This window comes from Pseudomonas sp. S3_A03 (assembly GCF_054668275.1).
Map to the genome: position 1 here is coordinate 919,448 of NZ_CP162753.1, position 17,560 is coordinate 937,007.

The following is a 17,560-nucleotide window of genomic DNA, read 5'->3' on the forward strand; positions in this document are numbered from 1 at the left end:
GAACCGTAAGGTTTCAGGCGTTTTTTTTTTTGCTTTTTTAACCGTGATGAGCGTCGTCGGGTGCTGATATGAATTCCAAGATCGCCAATCTGAAAGAGCTGAAAACCCTGATCGTCGTCGGCAATGGCATGGTCGGCCACCATTGCGTGGAGCAGTTGATCCAGCGCGGGGCGCTGGAGCACTACCAGTTGCATGTGTTCAGCGAAGAGCCGATGCGTGCCTATGACCGTGTGCACCTGTCCGAATACTTCACCGGCCGCGACGCCGAGTCGTTGGCGCTGTCCGAGGCGTCGCTGTACCAGACGCCGGGCGTGACCTTGCACTTGGGTGTACCGGTGTTGGAAATTGATCGCGCACGCCGCGAGGTGATCACCGCGCAAGGCTGTGTGGCCTACGACAGCTTGGTGCTGGCCACCGGCTCTTACCCGTTCGTGCCGCCGATTGAAGGCGCCGAAGGCGATTCGCGGCTGGTGTATCGCACCCTGCAAGACCTCGATGCCATTCGCGCGGCGGCGGCCAATGCCCGGCGTGGCGTGGTGGTCGGCGGTGGCCTGCTCGGCCTGGAAGCCGCCAATGCCTTGAAAAGCCTCGGCCTGGAAGCCCACGTAGTGGAATTCGCGCCGCGCTTGATGCCGGTGCAACTGGATGACTTTGGCGGCCTGGCGCTCAAGGCCCAGATCGAGCGGTTGGGCGTGGGTGTGCACCTGTCCCGCGCCACTCAGTCGATCAGCGCGGGCGAGCAGTACCGCTACCGCATGAACTTTGCCAATGACGAGTTTCTCGAAACCGACCTGATCGTGTTCTCGGCCGGTATCCGTGCCCAGGACGCGCTGGCACGCCAGGCCGGCCTGGAAATCGGCCCGCGTGGCGGTGTGGTGATCAACGACGAATGCCTGAGCTGCGACCCGCACATCTACGCGATTGGCGAGTGCGCCTCGTGGAACGGCAGCCTGTTCGGCCTCGTCGCGCCGGGGTACCAGATGGCCCGAGGGGTTGCCGCGCTGTTGTGCGGGCAGGCCGCCGAGCCGTTCGTAGGGGCCGATATGTCGACCAAGCTCAAGTTGCTCGGCGTCGACGTGGGCTCCATTGGCGACGCCCACGCCCACACGCCGGGTGCGCGCAGCTATCAGTTCGTCGACGAGGCGAGCGCCAGCTACCGCCGCCTGGTGGTGGACGCAAGTGGCAAGCATGTGATCGGCGCGGTGCTGGTCGGCGACAACAGCTACTACGACACCTTGCTGCAATACATGCAGAACGCGATTGCGCTGCCCGCCGAACCGGCCAGCCTGATCCTGCCGTCGTCCGCCGGCGCGCCCACCCTTGGGCCAGGCGCGTTGCCGGAGTCGGCCACTGTTTGCTCGTGCCACAACGTCAACAAGGGCGCGATCTGCTCGGCCATCGATGCCGGCTGCAGCGACCTCGGCCAGCTCAAGGCGCAGACCAAGGCCTGCACCGGTTGCGGTGGTTGCGCCGGCTTGCTCAAGCAGGTCTTCGAGCATGAGTTGATTGCCCGTGGCGTCAGCGTCGACAAGAGCCTGTGCGAACACTTTGCCTATACCCGTCAGGAGTTGTATGCCCTGGTGCGTGTGGAAGGGGTGATCACCTTCGAAGAACTGCTGGCCAAACACGGGCGCGGCCATACCGGCTGCGACGTGTGCAAACCGGCGGTGGGCTCGATCCTGGCTTCCTGCTGGAACCAACCGATCATGGACGCCTCCCTGGTGCCGTTGCAGGACACCAACGACACCTTCATGGCCAACATGCAAAAGAACGGCACCTACTCTGTGGTGCCGCGCATTCCGGGCGGCGAGATCACCGCCGACAAGCTGATTGTGATCGGCGAAGTGGCGAAGAAATACGACCTCTACACCAAGATCACCGGCGGCCAGCGCATCGACCTGTTTGGCGCGCAACTGCACGAGCTGCCGGACATCTGGGCCGAACTGATCGCCGCCGGCTTTGAAACCGGGCACGCCTATGGCAAATCCACGCGTACGGTAAAGTCTTGCGTGGGCAGCACCTGGTGCCGTTATGGCGTGCAGGACAGCGTGAAAATGGCCTTGCTGATCGAGGACCGCTACAAGGGCCTGCGTTCGCCGCACAAGCTCAAGTTCGCGGTGTCGGGTTGCACCCGTGAGTGCGCCGAAGCGCAGAGCAAGGATGTGGGCGTGATTGCCACCGAGAAGGGCTGGAACCTTTACATCGCCGGCAATGGCGGCATGCGCCCACGCCATGCCGAACTGTTCGCCACCGACCTCGACGACGCCACGCTTATCCAGTACATCGACCGTTTCCTGATGTTCTACATCCGCACCGCCGACAAGCTGCAGCGCACCTCGGTGTGGCGCGAAAGCCTGGAAGGTGGCCTGGATTTCCTCAAGGATGTGATCGTGCACGACAGCCTGGGCCTGGGTGCCGAGCTGGAAGCGCAGATGCAGCTTGTGGTCGACCGCTACGAATGCGAATGGGCCAATGCCCTTAAAGACCCGGAAAAACTCAAGCGCTTTCGCACCTTCGTCAACGACAAGCGCCCCGATCCGGACATCCACTTTGTCCAGGAACGTGGCCAGCGCCGGCCGATCATGGCCGCCGAACTCAACCTGATTCCCGTCATCGAGGAGATTGCCTGATGAGCCAGCCCAACACTCAGCGACACCTGGCCGCCTGGAAAAGCGTGTGCAACGAGACCGATCTGGTGAGCAACTCCGGCGTGGTGGTGTGGCTCGACGGCGCGCAGGTGGCGCTGTTCTACCTGCCCGGCGCGCAGGACCAGACGCTGTACGCCATCGACAACCACGACCCGGAATCCGGCGCGAACGTGATCGGGCGCGGTTTGGTGGGCAGTATCAAGGGGGAGCTGGTGGTGGCTGCGCCGATCTACAAACAGCATTACCGTTTGCAGGACGGCCAGTGCCTGGAGGCGCCGAACCAGCGCTTGCGGGTGTGGCCGGTGCGGTTGAATGGCGGGGTGGTGGAGCTGGGAGTCAACTGAAGCACTGCGGTCTAAAGGTGGGAGGGGCGGTGCGACGGTTCGACTTGCTCCCTCCCACGTTTGAATTGCGTTGCAGCTGAGTAATCCTACTGTTCCTTGCTGCAATCCCTCGGCGTGATGCCTTTCTCCTTCGCATACTGCGCCGCCGATGCTTCGATGATCGGCCGCAACAAGGCTCGGTCGGCCTGTACCCAGTCGCTGATCAGGTTCCAGCGTTGCCCATCCCATTGCTGAAAGCGCACCGCGCCGCCGCCTTCGTGGTCGGCGCAGGACAGTTTCAGCGGTTGCACCAGGCCTTTGGCGCCCAGGGCTTGCAGGCGTGCGTCGTCGAGGTTGAGGTGTTCGAAGCCCCAGCGGACCTGCTCGCCGGTCAAGGGCTTGTCACCGTATTTTTGCTGGGCCAGGCGTACGGCTTCGACGTTGAGAATGCCGTTTACCACGCCGAGGTTGTAGTACACCGTGCCGAAGCGTTTCGGGTCGGCCAGGTTGCCTTTGCCGGCGTCGACGACGCTTTGCTTGATGCCTTGCAGCACCGGAAAGTCGGTGCCCGACGGGTGCGTGGTGATCGCGATATAGCCCTTCGCCGCGTTGCCGGCCGGCACTACGTCTTCTTCCGAGTTGCTCCAGATATTGCCGATGATGTGATCGGCCGGGTAGCCGACTTTCTGCGCGGACTTGAGCGCCACCGGGTTCATTACCCCCCAGCCGCGCAGGATTACCCAGTCCGGCTTGAGGCGGCGGATGTTCAGCCATTGCGATTGCTGTTCGTTGCCGGGGTGTGGCACTTCCAGCAACGTCAGTTCGAAGCCGGCGTTTTTCGCGAGGGTTTCCAGCACGCCGTTGGTTTCTTTGCCGTAGGGCGAACCGTGATAGAGCACGGCGATTTTCTTGCCCTTGAGCTGGTCGGCACCGCCTTCGCGCTGGCCGATGTAGTTGATGATCGCCGAGACTTCCGAATACGGGTTCAGTTGCAGCGGAAACACGTAGGGGAACACACTGCCGTCGGTGGAGTCGGTACGGCCGTGGTTGATGGTGATCAGCGGCAGTTTGTCGGCGGTCGAGCGGTCCAGCGTGGCGTAGGCGATGCCCACCGACAGTGGGTTGGTGGCCGCCGCCGCTGCGCCGTTGAGCCCACCCTTGAGGCGCTCGTAGCATTCGACGCCTTTTTCTACCACGTACTCGGTCTCGCATTCGCTCCAGGTCAACTTGACCCCATTCACCCCGCCCTTGGCATTGATGTATTGCAGGTAGTCTATAAACCCGCCGAAGAACCCCGTACCGCCGGCCGCGTAAGGCCCGACCCGGTAGCTTTGCAGCGGGAAGTACTGTTCGTTGGCGGCCTGGGCGCCGCTGGCAAGCCCGGCGGTCATCAAGGCCAGGCTCAGTGCCAGGCGGCGCAGCGATAAGCGGTGTGTCATGAAGGCAATTCCTCGAGAGCGGTAGGGGGAGTTCAGTAACGCAGCGGCCAGACCCTGGCCCGTTGGCGAAAGCGCTGCCACAGCCGGGCCAGCCCTTCAGGTTCCTTGATCAGGAAGGTGATGATCAGCGCGCCGAAGAGCATTTTCTGGATGTTTTCCAGCTGGCCCGCGTCCATCAACCCAGCGGGCAACCACGCGAAGAGGTTGCCCAGCAGGATCGGGAACAACACGATGAACGCCGCGCCCAGCACATTGCCGAGCACGCTGCCCAGGCCGCCGATAATGATGATGAACAGCACCTGGAACGAGCGGCTCAGGTCAAAGCCGTGGGGCTCCACGGTGCCCAGGTAGGTGAAGGCCCACAGCGAACCGGCGACGCCCAGGTAAAAGCCGCTGATGGCAAAGGCAAGCAGCTTGGCTTTGAGCAGGCGGATGCCGATGACGGCCGCGGCAGTGTCCATGTCGCGCACCGCCATCCAGTTGCGGCCCAGTTCGCTGCGCACCAGGTTTTTGCCGAGCCAGAACAACGCGACCACCACCGCCAGCGTCAGCACATAACGGCCACGCGGCGAGCTGAAATCCAGCCCGGCAACCCGCAGCGGCGGCGAAGTGATCACACCCGAGGCGTTGTCGTTGGTAAACCAACTGAAGCGGGTGAGTACCCACTCCACCACGAACTGCGCGGCCAGGGTTGCCACCAGCAAATAGAACCCTTTGATACGCAGGCTCGGCAGACCAAAGAACACCGCCACCAGCGCGGCGATCACACCGCCCAGGGCGAAGCTCACCAGCAGGGGCAAACCCGGTACGCGCAGTTGCAGGTTGTAGGCGGCAAACGCGCCCACCGCCATGAACGCCGCCGAGCCCAGCGACAATTGCCCCGCGTAGCCGGTCAGCAGGTTCAGGCCCAACCCGGCCAGGGACAGCACCAGCAACGGCACCAGAATCGCGCTGAACCAATAGTCGTTGCCCAGCCAGGGCATCGCCACGAAGGCAAAGCCCAGCAGCAGCCACAACCCGATGCGGTCCTGGCGCAGGCGAAAGGTGCGGCGCTCGGCCGCGTAGGAGGTGCTGATTTGACCGACTTCTTGATACAGCATGCAGGCAGTTCCTCAAAAAACCATCAAACCCGTTCGATTGCGCGCTCGCCGAACAACCCGGCCGGTCGCACCAACAAAAACACCAGGGCCAGGACATAAGGCACCCAGTTTTCAATGCCGCTGCCGATGATTGGCCCGAGGTAGATCTCGGCGATTTTCTCTGCCGCGCCGATGATCAGGCCGCCGACAATCGCGCCGCCGATGGACGAGAATCCGCCGATGATCAGCACCGGCAGCGCCTTGAGCACCACCAGCGACAGCGAGAACTGCACGCCCAGGCGCGCGCCCCAGAGCAGGCCCGCCACCAGCCCGACAAATCCGGCCACCGCCCACACCAGCGCCCAGATACGCGGCAGGCGAATGCCCACCGCCATCGATGCCAGCGGATCATCGGCCACCGCACGCAACGACAGGCCGATGCGTGTCTTGTTGAACAGCAGTGACAGGGCCAGTACCAGCCCGGCGGCGGTAGCGGCGGCAAACAGGTCGAATTGCGAGAGCAGCATGCCGCGGATTTCCAGCGGTTCATCGGCGATGCCCAGGTCCAGCCCGTGTACCTGGGCGCCCCATAGAAATTGCGCCAACCCTTCGATCAGGTACGACAAGCCCAGGGTCACCATGAACAGGATGATCGGCGGGCGATTGACCAGCGGCCGCAGCACCACTTTCTCGATCAGCAAGGCCAGCGCCACCATGCTCGCCAGGGTGGCGAGGAACGCCCAGGCAAACGGAAAGCCGCGTTCCAGCAGGCTGACAAAGGTCAGCGCGGCGAACAGCACCATGGCGCCCTGGGCAAAATTGAATACGCCGGAGGCCTTGTAGATCAGCACAAAACCAATCGCCACCAGCGCATACATCACCCCCGCCAACAGGCCGCCGATCAGCACTTCGAAAAAAAATTGCATGCTCAGGTACCCAGGTAGGCGGTGATGACAGCCGGGTTGGCGCGCACCTGTTCGGGCGTGCCGTCGCCGATCTTGCGACCGTAGTCGAGCACCACCACGTGGTCGCACAAGCCCATGACCACGCCGATATCGTGTTCGATCAACACCACGGTGGTGCCGAACGCATGGTTGATGTCGCGGATGAACTGGCTCATCTGCGCCTTTTCCTGGGCGTTCATGCCGGCCATGGGTTCATCCAGCAGCAACAGGGTCGGTTCAGAGGCCAGGGCGCGGGCCAGTTCCACACGTTTTTGCAGGCCGTAGGGCAGGGTGCCTACCAGCACGTGACGCCAGGGATGAATTTGCAAAAAGGCGATGATCTGTTCCGCATGCAGGCGGTGGGCGTCGTCCTCGCGAGGGGCGCGGCCCACGCGCAACATCTGTTCGACCCAACTGCTGCGGCGCTTGAGGTTGCGCCCGGTGAGCACGTTGTCGAGCACGCTCATGCCCTTGAACAGCGCGATGTTCTGGAAGGTACGCGCGATCCCACCTTCGGCGGCCTGGTGCGCGCGCATGCGTCGGCGGGTTCGGCCGGCATAGCGGATGCTGCCGCTCTGGGGATGGTAGACGCCGTTGATCACGTTGAGCAGCGAGCTTTTACCGGCGCCATTGGGGCCGATCAGCCCGCAAATGTCGCCGGCCTTGACGTCGAAGCTGATAGAGGTAATGGCCTTGATACCCTTGAACGACAGGGAAATATCATCGAGCCGCAGTAAAACCGAGTCAGTGGGTGCGCGCATGGAGGGCTCTTCAGGCAGTCCGGGACAGCAAGGGGTCGGTAGGTGCGTGGCGGGGGGAAGGCTCGTGCCAATGTCCGGGGTGAACACCCAGCGCGCCAAAGAATGCCGCGCTCCGCGGGGCCAGTGGCGGCCCCACCAGTAACGGCACGCGCAGGCGGCTCATGCCCAGCACATCGAGCAATGGGCGGCGCACCAGCCAGCGGCCCAGCCAACGCCGAACGGGCGACGGGGTGGGTTGCATGGCCCAGCGGTACAGGCGATGACTGAACGTACCCGGCAACGGCAGGCGTTCAGCCACCCACTGTTCCAGGCGCCCATAGGATTCGCGGGTGCCCAGCACCAGGGTCGGGCCCAACTCACGACGGTCGGTGTCGCGGGTGGCCAGCGCTTCGGGAAAATTCAGGCGGAAGCCGGCGTGCAGCCAGGGCGCCAGCAGGTAACGCGCCTGGCCGCTGGCGGCGAATACCCGCGCGGCGAGGGCTTCTTCATCGCAGGTCAGGTGTTCTCGGGCGATCAGGGTGCGGGCGCCGGCCAACAATTGGGCATGGCTTAATTGCACGGGGGTGCCTGCGTGAAACACAAAGGCGAGGGCGCTTGATTGCGTGGCGCAGGCGGGGGCGGGAGCGTTTGCGCTCAAGTCGGCATAGGCGATCAAACCGGCGGCGTGCGGATGATTCAAACCGCGCCCGTCGAGGTATATCAGCACGCGGTATTCACCGATTTGCTGCACCGCCTGCAGATCTTCCGCCAGCACGAAGCTGGGCCGCCGTTCGGCCAACACCGCGCGGTTGTCGTGCTCGGGGTCCAGCAAGGTAACGCTGGCGCCCAACCACTGCGCGGCCAATGCCAGCAGCAAGGCTTCGGGGCGTGCCTGGCTGATGATCAACAGGTTGTCGTTGCCACTCAAACCCCGCTGGTGCAGTGCGGCGGCGAGCTCGCCGACATCGCCGGCCAGTTCACTCCAGGTGCGCACCTGCCAGATGCCCAGACGCTTGTAGCGCAAGGCAACCGCTGAACCGCGCGTGTGTGCTTGGCGCAACAGCGCCTGGGGCAGGGTGTGGGGCATGGGAGCATCCTTCGGGGTTAATGCAAGGGTGATTGCACGCGTCATGCCAGAGAGGAAATTGCTTTTATTTCAAAGGGATATGAGCGTCTTGCGGCGCAATGGCGTGTGTGGATTCAGCACAAGCTGCCCGGCCACTGTTGCTGCGCCAACAGTCGCGCTGGCCCGCGTGAAAGCGGCGGTGTTTTAACTCGATATCAGGATCTCATCGGTCGCGGCCACCCTGGCGTAGTCCATCGCCAGGTTGCTCAACGACAACGCGTGTACATCCTCAGCCGGCCACAGGCGCCCCGACAGGTCTGTCTGATCGAACGTATAACAGGCGTCCGACGCCACAATCACCTCAAACCCCAGGTTGCCACCCGAGCGCGCGGTGGCCTCGACGGAGTTGTTGGTGATCACCCCGACGATCACCAGTTGCCTGATCGAACGGGTATGCAGCCAGCGCTCCAGCCCGGTGTGTGTGAACGCATCCGGGACGTTTTTTTCGACGACATGTTCGTGCGCAAGCGGTTGCAGCGTGGCCTGGAACTCACAGCCTGGCTGTCCCGGCCAAAAGACGGAGCCAGGCGTGCGGGAAATATGCCGCACGTGTACGACCGGCCCGCCCGCCTGCCGCCACGCGCCCAGCAGGCGCTGCATGTGCCGCTCGGCGTCGGGGTTGTTGCGCCGCCCAAGCGCCGGTTGGTGCATGCCTTGCTGCATGTCGATGATCAATAACGCGGCGGTTGCGGCTAATGGTTGCATGGCACTTTCCTTGGCGGGCGAGGCACGAAACATATCAGCCAATGTGCGCACCCAAACAGCGATTTGTTCGAAAACAACCGCTACACTGCCGCCCCCGAATTTCAGCAAGGATGCTTTGGATGCGTTCGCTCGTCAGCGGTGTGCTGCTTTCTCTGTCCCTGGCCACCTCGGCCATCGCCGAACCCCGTTCGTTTTCGGTCAATGACCCCAGTGGGCAGTTCCTGGTTGAGGTGCTATTCCCGCAGGTCCCCCAGGACTTGCGCGAGCGGGCGCGGGCGTTGGTCACGGTGCGCGACAACGCCACCCTGCAGATTCTCCAACAGCTGGAAACGCCGGCAGGCAATGTGCCGCTGGACAATGACGGTAAAACCGATGCGGCGCACCTGGTGGGCGAGTCCGGCTTGCTGTACTTCGCCGATATCAATGGCGACGGTCGCCAGGACTTGGCTATCCGCCACGACACCGGCGCCGCCAAGGACTTCCAGTACAGTTACGACGTGTACCTGCAAGACCCGCACAACACGCAGTGGGTACTCAACGGCCCGCTGAGCACCCTGGCGAACGAGACCTCCGGCGGGATGTTCTCGGTCAACCCCAAGGACGGCATCATCCATTCGCAAACCGATCGCGGCTGCTGCTGGATGCGTGTGAGTCGCTGGCAAATGCGCGATGGCGAACTGGTGCAGCTCAGCTCGTACACCCAGCAAGAGGTGCCCGCGACGGACGACGACGCCAACAACAGCATGCCCAGTGGCTACATGCTGCGCACCACCGGCGAGTGGAAAGACGGCCAATGGCTGGAAACCCCGCGCTTGGAAGGGCCGGTCAATGAAGATGCGCAACGGTTGGTCGGCACCCTCGATGGCAAGATCGCGGTGCAAATCTGGTACCAGCAGCAGGGCGCGGTGGTGATTGGCGAGTTGCGCTACACCAACAGCGGCAGCGGCAAGCCGATCAAGCTGGTGGGGGACCGTGGCGAATATGGCGATGACACTTACCTTTACCTGCACGAGTACACCGACGACGGGCATCAAACCGGCATCTGGCGCATCAAGTCGGATTACACCGGTACTTGGGTCAGCGGTGCCAAGGGCGACAAGCGCGAGCGCGTGATCCAACTGCACGATGAATACCGTGAACCCGACTACGAGCTGTTTGGCGACGTTGCCCGCGACCAACGCGACGGCCATTACCAGATGCGCGATGACTTCCTCGACCGCGACGGCGACCTGGACCTCAGAATTCTCCCCGAGCGTGATGCCCAGGGCAGGGAAGTGGCCGAGTTCACCGTGACGCTCAAGGAAACCGGCACCGGCAAGGTTATCGTCAGCGCGCACCACACCGTGCCGATGGAAACCGAAAACCTGATCATCGTGCGTGAACCGTTGGCGGCGCGACGCGCGGGGCCTTACCACATCCAACTGGTGAAGCACTTCGCGGTGATCAACCACAACTCGGCGCCGGATTTTCCGGATTACTTCACCGGGATGTATCGCAAGCAGCCCTGAGAGGGGCGCTTATCCGTTCAGCAGCAGCGACATGTCCGGGTACCTGGCACCTATAAAATCGACAAAAGCGCGCACCTTGGGTGCCGCCAGGCGCCTGGAGGTGTGCAAGACCCACAGTTCAGCCTCCACATCCGAAGCAACGCCCCACTGCACCAGCTCACCGCGGGCAAGCTGGCCCCACGCCATGGACTGCGGCAAGAGGGCAGCTCCACCACCTGCGACAGCGGCATCACGAATCATCAAGAAAGATGAGAAACGCAGCGTTGGAACCGGCTCCAGGATCAACTGGCCGCCATCGAGCGTCCAATGGCCGGGCTGGGAAGCCGACATCACGATGCCGGGAACGGGTCGGGTTGCGCCGGGCATTGGCCTGGGCACTTCAGGCGCCGCCACCACCACCAATCGGTCCCTGGCGAAGCAACGGCCGACCAGATTGCTGTCGGGGCTGGGGTTGATGCGGATGGCTATGTCGAATTGCTCCTCGACCAAATCGACCAGGCGATCCTCCGCCACCACGTCCAGCGTGATTTGCGGGTAGGCCGCACAAAAATCGGCGCCGATCCGGCCCATCGCCAGTTGGGAAAACAGCACGGGAGCCGCCACACGCAAGTGTCCGCGCGGCGTCGATACGCCGTCGCGAGCGGATGCCATTGCTTCGACTACTTCGTTCAACGGCCCCTCGGCGCGAGCCATCAGCGTGGCTCCAGCCTCGGTGAGCTTCAGGCCCCGCGCGCTGCGTTCAATCAGCCTAACGCCTAGTTGTTCCTCCAGTTCGGCAATGCGCCTGGAAAGTGTCGCCTTGACCTGCCGCTGGCACGGCTGGCTTTTCCCAGCCCGGCGTTGTTGGCGACCAGGGCGAAATCAATCAGTGCGTTGAGGTTCATGCTGTTCCACTTTTGAGACGGAGTGTCTACATAGTCGCGTCTTCGTTTTGTATGTGCAACGGCCTATCGTCTGGTCTCCACTCCTCAACATGAGCAATAGCCATGAGCATTCTTGTTACCGGTGCCACGGGCACCATCGGTTCTCTTATCATCCAGGGCCTCAGCGAGGCCGGCGCAGAGGTCAAGGCTCTTGTGCGCCAGCCCGGTAAACGCGACTTTGCGGCAGGTGTCAGCGAAGTAGTTGCAGACTTGACCGATGTCGTGTCGATGCGTGCCGCGTTGTCGTCGGTGCGCACGCTGTTCCTGCTCAATGCGGTGACGCCGGATGAAGTGACGCAAGCCCTGATCGCGCTGAACCTGGCGCAAGAGGCGGGCATCGAGCGCATTGTCTACCTGTCGGTGATCCATGCCGATCGGTTCAGCAATGTCCCGCACTTTACCGGTAAACACACGGTCGAGCGGATGATCGAGACCCTCGACATACCGGCCACGATTCTGCGCCCGGCCTACTTCATGCAGAACGAACACATGGTTTTGCAGACTATCCGCGATTACGCGGTGTACCCAATGCCGATCGGCTCGGCGGGTGTGTCGATGATCGATGCGCGCGATATCGCCGATGTGGCAGTGGCTGAGTTGCTGCGTCGCGACCGGGCCCCGTCGGCGCTGGCGCGTACGACATTGGAACTGGTGGGGCCGCAAGCGCTGAGCGGTGAGTCTGTGGCTGGGATCTGGAGTACGGCGCTGGGGCGCGAAGTGACCTATGGCGGTGATGATGTCGCCGCGTTCGAAGCGCAACTGGCCGCGTACGGTCCGGCCTGGCTGGCGTATGACATGCGCTTGATGATGGCGGGTATCCAGACGTTCGGCATGCAAGCGGCCGAAGGTACGGTAAAGCGTCTGGAGGCTATCGTCGGGCACCCGCTGCGCACCTACGAAGCTTTTGTGCGCGAGGCGGTTGCCGAGGGCTGAGCGTCAACGGCGCCCTTCAAAAGCCCTCCAGGCTGACCTTCACACCTGCTTGTTGTGCCAGCTCAACGGTGGCTTCGACGCGCTGTGCATCCACGATAAACCCGACGTATTCGTCACCGCCGGAGTCCAGATGCACAAAGCGCTTGCCGAAGCCGGTGAGCCATTGGTCATAGCTGTCCAACACGGCTTGCATCGGTCGTGTGCCGGTGTGCAGGTAGGTGTAGGGTTCCTGCACGCCACTGGCCGAAGCCAGGTGGGGGGCAAGGTATTGGAACCCGTCGAAGCCACGCCAATCGACGTTGAGCAATGCAAGGTAGGCGAGTTTCTGGCCTCTTGACGGGTCAAGCAGCCCGTCGGTCAAGGCGCTGGTGGCGTCTTGATCGACGGCGTACTTGCGCAGCACACGCCGTACGAGCCTGGCTCTTTCTGGCTCGGGTGCGGCGCTTAACAGCGTTTCGGTCAGGGTTGCGAGCGCTTGCTTGCGAGCCTTGGATTCAGGTGTGCGAAATTCCCGCATGATTGCCGCATGACTGGCATTGGTTTCATCGGGAGGCGGCATCGTAAAACGGCCGCCGAACAAACGATCAAAGAACCCCATGCTGCCCCCTTTGCCTTACTTGCTTAGGCGTTGGTACCCAAGAACCATCGCCAGAATCATCGCCAACAGCTCCTGCTGCGCCTCTTCACGGCTGATTTCGCCGCTGGCCGCCGCGTGAGACAGCGCCTCTGCCGCGCCCAACATGGCGCGCAGGCCGGCTTGAGAGACGGTGCCCGTGGGCGCGAAGGGCGCCAGTGCGTCGCGGCATTTGTCGAGGAAGATCACCTCGTATTTGCGCTTGAGGGCTTCGAGCTCCGGCGAGCCGCTCAGTGCTGCGGTCACTCCCGGGATTTCCCGCCCCTGCAACAACACACAATCGACATACGACGCGGCAATCACCCACGCACGGTCTTCCAATGTCGCGCTGCTGGCGTCGATGGCGTCGGCAAACACTTGGTTCTGGCGCCCATCGAAATCTTCGTACAAGGCCGCCAGCAAGCCGGCACGGGTGACGAAATGGTCGTACACCACCGGCTTGGTCACGCCCGCCAGTTCCGCCAGGCGGCCCAGGGTCAGGGCGTCTGTGCCTTCCTCGCGCACCAGCTGCCAGGCCACTTCCAATAATTGACGCAGGCGATCTTCACGAGACAAACGCCGACGTGGGGCAGGGGATTCACTGCTTGACATGCTTATATACCAAAAGTAACTTACTAATCGTAACTTAACGCCAGCCTAAACTGAAAAGGTGTCAATGTCATGCACGCACTGATCGTTGTTGCTCATCACGACCCGCAATCCCTTACGCACAGCATTGCCGCGCACGTCGCCGCCGGCCTCGGCGCGTCGGGGCACACCTATGAAATCGCCGACCTTGCCGCCGAAGGCTTCGACCCGCGCTATACCGCTGCCGACCATCGGGTACACCGCACCCACGCCACGCCACCGGCCGATGTGCTGGCCGAACAAGCGCGCCTGGACCGTGCCGATGCGCTGGTGCTGGCGTTTCCGATCTACTGGTGGTCATTGCCGGGCCTGCTCAAGGGCTGGATAGATCGGGTATTCGTCAACGGCTGGGCGATCGATTACGGCCCGGACACCCCGGTGGTGAAAAAGCTGCGCCACTTGCAGGTGCATCTGCTCGCCCTCGGCGCGGCGGATCACAGCGCGTTTGACCGCCACGGCTATGCCAAGGCGATGCGCACGCAGATCGACTACGGCATCTTTGATTATTGCGGCGCGCAGGTGGTGACGTCCGAGCTGCTGCTGGACTCGGAAGGCGGCGCGGCGCAGGCACATATGAAAACTGCACATACCGTGGGGCGGGGGTTGTTCAAGGCAGAGACGGTTGCCGGCTGATTCAACCGTCGCGAAACAGATCGTGGGCATCCAGCAGGCGATAGGCGATTTCCGGGCGCTTCTCCATGCCTCGGCGAATCGCCGCCGGAATCGATTGCCGGGTCTTGCGACACATGCCCGGTAACTCGTCGATGACGATCTGAATCCCGCGCATGCTCTTGACCTCGGTATGACCCGGCGCGACATGCACGCGAATGCCCAATTGCTGGTACATCAGCTGTTGCATGCGCTCCAGGTCTTGCAGGCTCTTGAGGTCTTCAAGGCGTTCGAGCAGGCGTTTTTCTTCCTGGCGCGTCAGGTTGAGGATGCGCAGGTCGGCGCCTGGGGTTGCAAGCAAATGCTCGCGGTTACAGACGCAGGCGCCGGGTGGGCAGGGTTGGCGAATTGTCATGTGTGGCCCTCCCCAAACCGACGCGGCCGGCTCAGTAGCTGAGCGCGACCCCAAGACCGCCCAGGGCCTTCCAGTATTCCGGATAGGTCTTGGCCACGCAGTCCGGGTCCTGGATGCGGATACCCGACACTTTCAGCCCGGCCAGGGCAAAGCACATGGCAATGCGGTGGTCGGCGTGGGTGTCGATCAGCGCATTGCACGATGTACCGGCCAGCCCAGGGTCGGCGGCCACCAGCAGGTCGTCGCCTTCGATGGTGGCCAGGCCCGGGCGAATCTCATTGAGGCCGTCATGCAGCGCTTGCACGCGATCACATTCCTTGACCCGCAGGTTGGCCAGCTCGGTGAAGCGCACGGGGGTGTTATTGAATGCGGCCAATACCGCCAGGGTCGGGATGGCGTCCTGCATTTGCGAGCCGACGACCGTGGCCTGCATGTTCGGGAACTGCGCGATCACGGCCTGGGCCTTGGCGTCGGGCTGGGTGAAATCCTGCGCGGCCACGCCGATGTCGATATGGCCGGCGGTCAGCACTTCGGCGGCCCACAGGTACGTGGCGGCGGAGGCGTCCGGTTCGATCAGGTAGTCATGGGCGGTGTAGCCGGTGGGCGCCACGCGCCAGGTGGTGTCGTCGACCGCTTCGACTTGCGCGCCGAACGCTCGCATGCAATCGAGGGTCAGGTCCACGTAGCCGCGGGCGCCGATGTCCTTGCCGGTCAGCGCCACTTCAATCGGCGCTTCACCGCATGCCGCCAGCATCAGCAGGGCAGAGACGTACTGGCTGGACAACCCGCCGTCGATCTCAAAACGTTTGGCCTGGACCTTGCTCTGCGCCGTGCACGGTTACCGGTGGGCAACCGGTTGGGCTGTCGACCTGGATACCGTTCTGGCCGAGGGTGGCCAGCAGCGGGCCGATCGGGCGCTTGCGCATATAGTCGTCGCCATCGAGTACCACGGTGCCCTCGACGGTGGCGACCGCTGCGGTGAGAAAACGCATCGCGGTGCCGGCGTTGCCGAGGAACAGCGGTTGTGTCGGCAATTGCAGCTTGCCGCAACCGGTCACGACGAAAGTGGTGTCATCGGGCTCATCGATGGTCACGCCCATTTGGCGCAGGGCCACCGACATATGCCGGGTGTCATCGCTCTTGAGTGCGCCGCTCAGGCGGCTGGTGCCCTTGGCCAGGGCGGCCAGCAGCAGGGCGCGGTTGGTAATGGATTTGGAGCCGGGCGGTGCGACCTTGCCATTGAGGGGGAAATTGGGCGGTGTAACGGTCACGGTTTTCTGCGAACTCAAGGTACAAGGCTCCTGGTCAAGGCAAGGTGGTACGGAGTGGCCGACGGGCGGACCCGAATAATCGGCCAAAGGTGCGGTGCTTGTCGAGGTTTAGCGCTGGGAGAGCCAGTAATCGTGCAGCGTCCGCGCGGCCGGCTCGATCTCGCTGACGCGCTGTTGGTGGGCCTGCACGTCCAGGTCGGCGGGTAACTCGAAGTTGTCCTGCTCGGCGCACCAGGAGATTTTCTCCAACTGCGCGGCCAGTTCGACCGGCAGTTGCGGCCAATTGCCGATCGCTGCGCCACGGATGTAGCCAAAGCACCACTCTTCAGCCAGGGTCACGATTTGGCCTTGATGCTCGGTGTCATCAAAGCGTGCCTTGAAGTCTTGGGCGTTGTTGGCCAACTGTGCCGCCAGGGTGTTGATGTGGCGTACGCACAGCTCCAGGAAACGCTGTGCTTCTTCCATGTTTTCCCATTCCGGATTCTGCCCGCCCCAGATGGCCGGGAACCATTGGGCGATATCCACTTGCGTCGGGCTCGACACCAGCGCGGTGAAGTAGCCGTCGAGTTCGGCCAGGTTCAGCACCGAATGATCATCGCCGTACTTGAGCAGGGTTTCTTCGATAAGGTCGAATTCGGCGGCGGCGAGGGGTTGGGCGTGCATGGCATTTCCTTAAAACATCGAGCGCCGCGTTCAGGGCGGCTTAAAGCGCCAAGGATGGCGCCTGGCAAGGTTTTTTGCCAGTCCCGCTTTTGGCCGATGCGCCGTCATGCACCCTTGTTATAGTTCGGGCCTTATCACTCGCCAGTCAGGGATCACTGCCATGTCCGAATACCAAGCTTTCGTCGTCGAACTCAGCGGCAACGTTGCCCATGTGCAGATCAATCGTCCGGAAAAAATCAACGCGATGAACGCCGCGTTCTGGACCGAGATCATCGACATCTTCCAATGGGTCGAAGACACCGATGCCGTGCGTGCGGTAGTGCTCAGTGGCGCCGGCAAGCATTTCTCCTCTGGCATCGACCTGATGATGCTGGCCTCGGTGGCCAACGAATTCGGTAAGGACGTGGGCCGCAACGCACGCCTGTTGCGGCGCAAAATCCTTGAGCTGCAAGCCTCGTTCAACGCCGTCGACAACTGCCGCAAGCCGGTACTGGCGGCGATCCAGGGTTACTGCATAGGTGGCGCCATCGACCTGATCAGCGCCTGCGACATGCGCTACGCCGCCGAAGATGCGCTGTTCTCCATCAAGGAAATCGACATCGGCATGGCCGCCGATGTGGGCACCCTGCAACGCCTGCCGCGCATTATCGGCGACGGCATGCTGCGTGAACTCGCGTACACCGGTCGCCAGTTCGGCGCCGAAGAGGCTCGCGGCATTGGCCTGGTCAATCGGGTGTACGCCGATCACGCGAGCCTGCTGGCCGGGGTGCTGGAGATCGCCCAGGAAATCACCGCCAAGTCGCCGATTGCCATCGCCGGTACCAAGGCCATGATCAGCTACATGCGTGACCACACGGTCAATGACGGTCTGGAATACGTTGCCACCTGGAACTCGGCTATGTTGCAATCCAACGACCTGCGCGTGGCCATCGCGGCCCATATGAATAAGCAGAAACCCGAATTCGTGGATTGA

General features: G+C 62.7%; 16 protein-coding genes and 2 pseudogenes. 6 read left to right on the top strand and 12 right to left on the bottom strand.

Going from position 1 to position 17,560, the window contains the following annotated elements:
* Positions 1-68: 68 nt before the first annotated feature.
* Positions 69-2,630 carry a nitrite reductase large subunit NirB gene (nirB, locus tag AB4O25_RS03930; RefSeq protein WP_065878487.1) on the top strand — a complete coding sequence of 854 codons (2,562 nt, stop codon included), beginning with the start codon at positions 69-71 and terminating at the stop codon, positions 2,628-2,630.
* A complete protein-coding gene (gene nirD / locus AB4O25_RS03935) occupies positions 2,630-2,992 on the top strand; it encodes a nitrite reductase small subunit NirD (RefSeq protein WP_017530412.1) in 363 nt (120 codons plus the stop codon). Before nirB ends, nirD begins: the two co-directional genes overlap by 1 nt.
* Positions 2,993-3,078: 86 nt before the next feature.
* Here nirD and AB4O25_RS03940 read toward each other — a convergent pair whose 3' ends face one another.
* The 6 genes from AB4O25_RS03940 to AB4O25_RS03965 all read right to left on the bottom strand — a co-directional run bounded on the left by AB4O25_RS03940 (position 3,079) and on the right by AB4O25_RS03965 (position 9,004).
* Positions 3,079-4,410: an ABC transporter substrate-binding protein gene (locus AB4O25_RS03940; protein ID WP_065878489.1), complete on the bottom strand. Its 1,332-nt coding sequence runs from the start codon at positions 4,408-4,410 to the stop codon at positions 3,079-3,081.
* Between the two features lie 32 nt (positions 4,411-4,442).
* Positions 4,443-5,510, bottom strand: a complete 1,068-nt coding sequence (locus AB4O25_RS03945; RefSeq protein ID WP_068934841.1) for a branched-chain amino acid ABC transporter permease — start codon at positions 5,508-5,510, stop codon at positions 4,443-4,445.
* Between the two features lie 23 nt (positions 5,511-5,533).
* The gene (locus AB4O25_RS03950) at positions 5,534-6,415 is read right to left on the bottom strand and encodes a branched-chain amino acid ABC transporter permease (protein ID WP_460150533.1); all 882 of its coding nucleotides are present in this window, start codon (positions 6,413-6,415) and stop codon (positions 5,534-5,536) included.
* A gap of 2 nt (positions 6,416-6,417) precedes the next feature.
* A complete protein-coding gene (locus tag AB4O25_RS03955) occupies positions 6,418-7,194 on the bottom strand; it encodes an ABC transporter ATP-binding protein (RefSeq protein WP_217854948.1) in 777 nt (258 codons plus the stop codon).
* A 10-nt stretch (positions 7,195-7,204) separates the two neighbouring features.
* On the bottom strand, positions 7,205-8,260 hold the full coding sequence (locus AB4O25_RS03960) for an AMP-binding protein (protein ID WP_017530407.1): 1,056 nt from the start codon (positions 8,258-8,260) through the stop codon (positions 7,205-7,207).
* Between the two features lie 183 nt (positions 8,261-8,443).
* Positions 8,444-9,004: a cysteine hydrolase family protein gene (locus AB4O25_RS03965; RefSeq protein WP_065878499.1), complete on the bottom strand. Its 561-nt coding sequence runs from the start codon at positions 9,002-9,004 to the stop codon at positions 8,444-8,446.
* Positions 9,005-9,123: 119 nt separating this feature from the next.
* On the opposite strand from AB4O25_RS03965, the gene AB4O25_RS03970 reads away from it, so the two are divergent.
* Positions 9,124-10,512: an XAC2610-related protein gene (locus AB4O25_RS03970; protein WP_017530405.1), complete on the top strand. Its 1,389-nt coding sequence runs from the start codon at positions 9,124-9,126 to the stop codon at positions 10,510-10,512.
* Between the two features lie 9 nt (positions 10,513-10,521).
* On the opposite strand, the pseudogene AB4O25_RS03975 reads toward AB4O25_RS03970, so the two are convergent.
* Positions 10,522-11,396 (bottom strand): annotated as a pseudogene (locus AB4O25_RS03975) (LysR family transcriptional regulator).
* Positions 11,397-11,498: 102 nt separating this feature from the next.
* On the opposite strand from AB4O25_RS03975, the gene AB4O25_RS03980 reads away from it, so the two are divergent.
* A complete protein-coding gene (locus AB4O25_RS03980; RefSeq protein ID WP_017530403.1) occupies positions 11,499-12,368 on the top strand; it encodes an NmrA/HSCARG family protein in 870 nt (289 codons plus the stop codon).
* Positions 12,369-12,384: 16 nt separating this feature from the next.
* Here AB4O25_RS03980 and AB4O25_RS03985 read toward each other — a convergent pair whose 3' ends face one another.
* Positions 12,385-12,966 (bottom strand): DUF6630 family protein, encoded by a 582-nt coding sequence (locus AB4O25_RS03985; protein WP_116079786.1) that lies wholly within the window; start codon positions 12,964-12,966, stop codon positions 12,385-12,387.
* A 15-nt stretch (positions 12,967-12,981) separates the two neighbouring features.
* The gene (locus AB4O25_RS03990; protein ID WP_017530401.1) at positions 12,982-13,593 is read right to left on the bottom strand and encodes a TetR/AcrR family transcriptional regulator; all 612 of its coding nucleotides are present in this window, start codon (positions 13,591-13,593) and stop codon (positions 12,982-12,984) included.
* Between the two features lie 69 nt (positions 13,594-13,662).
* Between AB4O25_RS03990 and AB4O25_RS03995 the strand changes: the two genes are divergently transcribed.
* A complete protein-coding gene (locus AB4O25_RS03995) occupies positions 13,663-14,262 on the top strand; it encodes an NAD(P)H-dependent oxidoreductase (RefSeq protein ID WP_116079785.1) in 600 nt (199 codons plus the stop codon).
* A 1-nt stretch (position 14,263) separates the two neighbouring features.
* On the opposite strand, the gene AB4O25_RS04000 is transcribed toward AB4O25_RS03995, so the two are convergent.
* The 3 genes and pseudogenes from AB4O25_RS04000 to AB4O25_RS04010 all read right to left on the bottom strand — a co-directional run bounded on the left by AB4O25_RS04000 (position 14,264) and on the right by AB4O25_RS04010 (position 16,587).
* On the bottom strand, positions 14,264-14,653 hold the full coding sequence (locus AB4O25_RS04000) for a hypothetical protein (protein ID WP_017530399.1): 390 nt from the start codon (positions 14,651-14,653) through the stop codon (positions 14,264-14,266).
* Between the two features lie 31 nt (positions 14,654-14,684).
* Positions 14,685-15,942: pseudogene (locus tag AB4O25_RS04005) on the bottom strand (3-phosphoshikimate 1-carboxyvinyltransferase).
* Between the two features lie 90 nt (positions 15,943-16,032).
* On the bottom strand, positions 16,033-16,587 hold the full coding sequence (locus tag AB4O25_RS04010; RefSeq protein ID WP_460150535.1) for a UPF0149 family protein: 555 nt from the start codon (positions 16,585-16,587) through the stop codon (positions 16,033-16,035).
* Between the two features lie 160 nt (positions 16,588-16,747).
* On the opposite strand from AB4O25_RS04010, the gene AB4O25_RS04015 reads away from it, so the two are divergent.
* The gene (locus AB4O25_RS04015; protein ID WP_460150537.1) at positions 16,748-17,560 is read left to right on the top strand and encodes a crotonase/enoyl-CoA hydratase family protein; all 813 of its coding nucleotides are present in this window, start codon (positions 16,748-16,750) and stop codon (positions 17,558-17,560) included.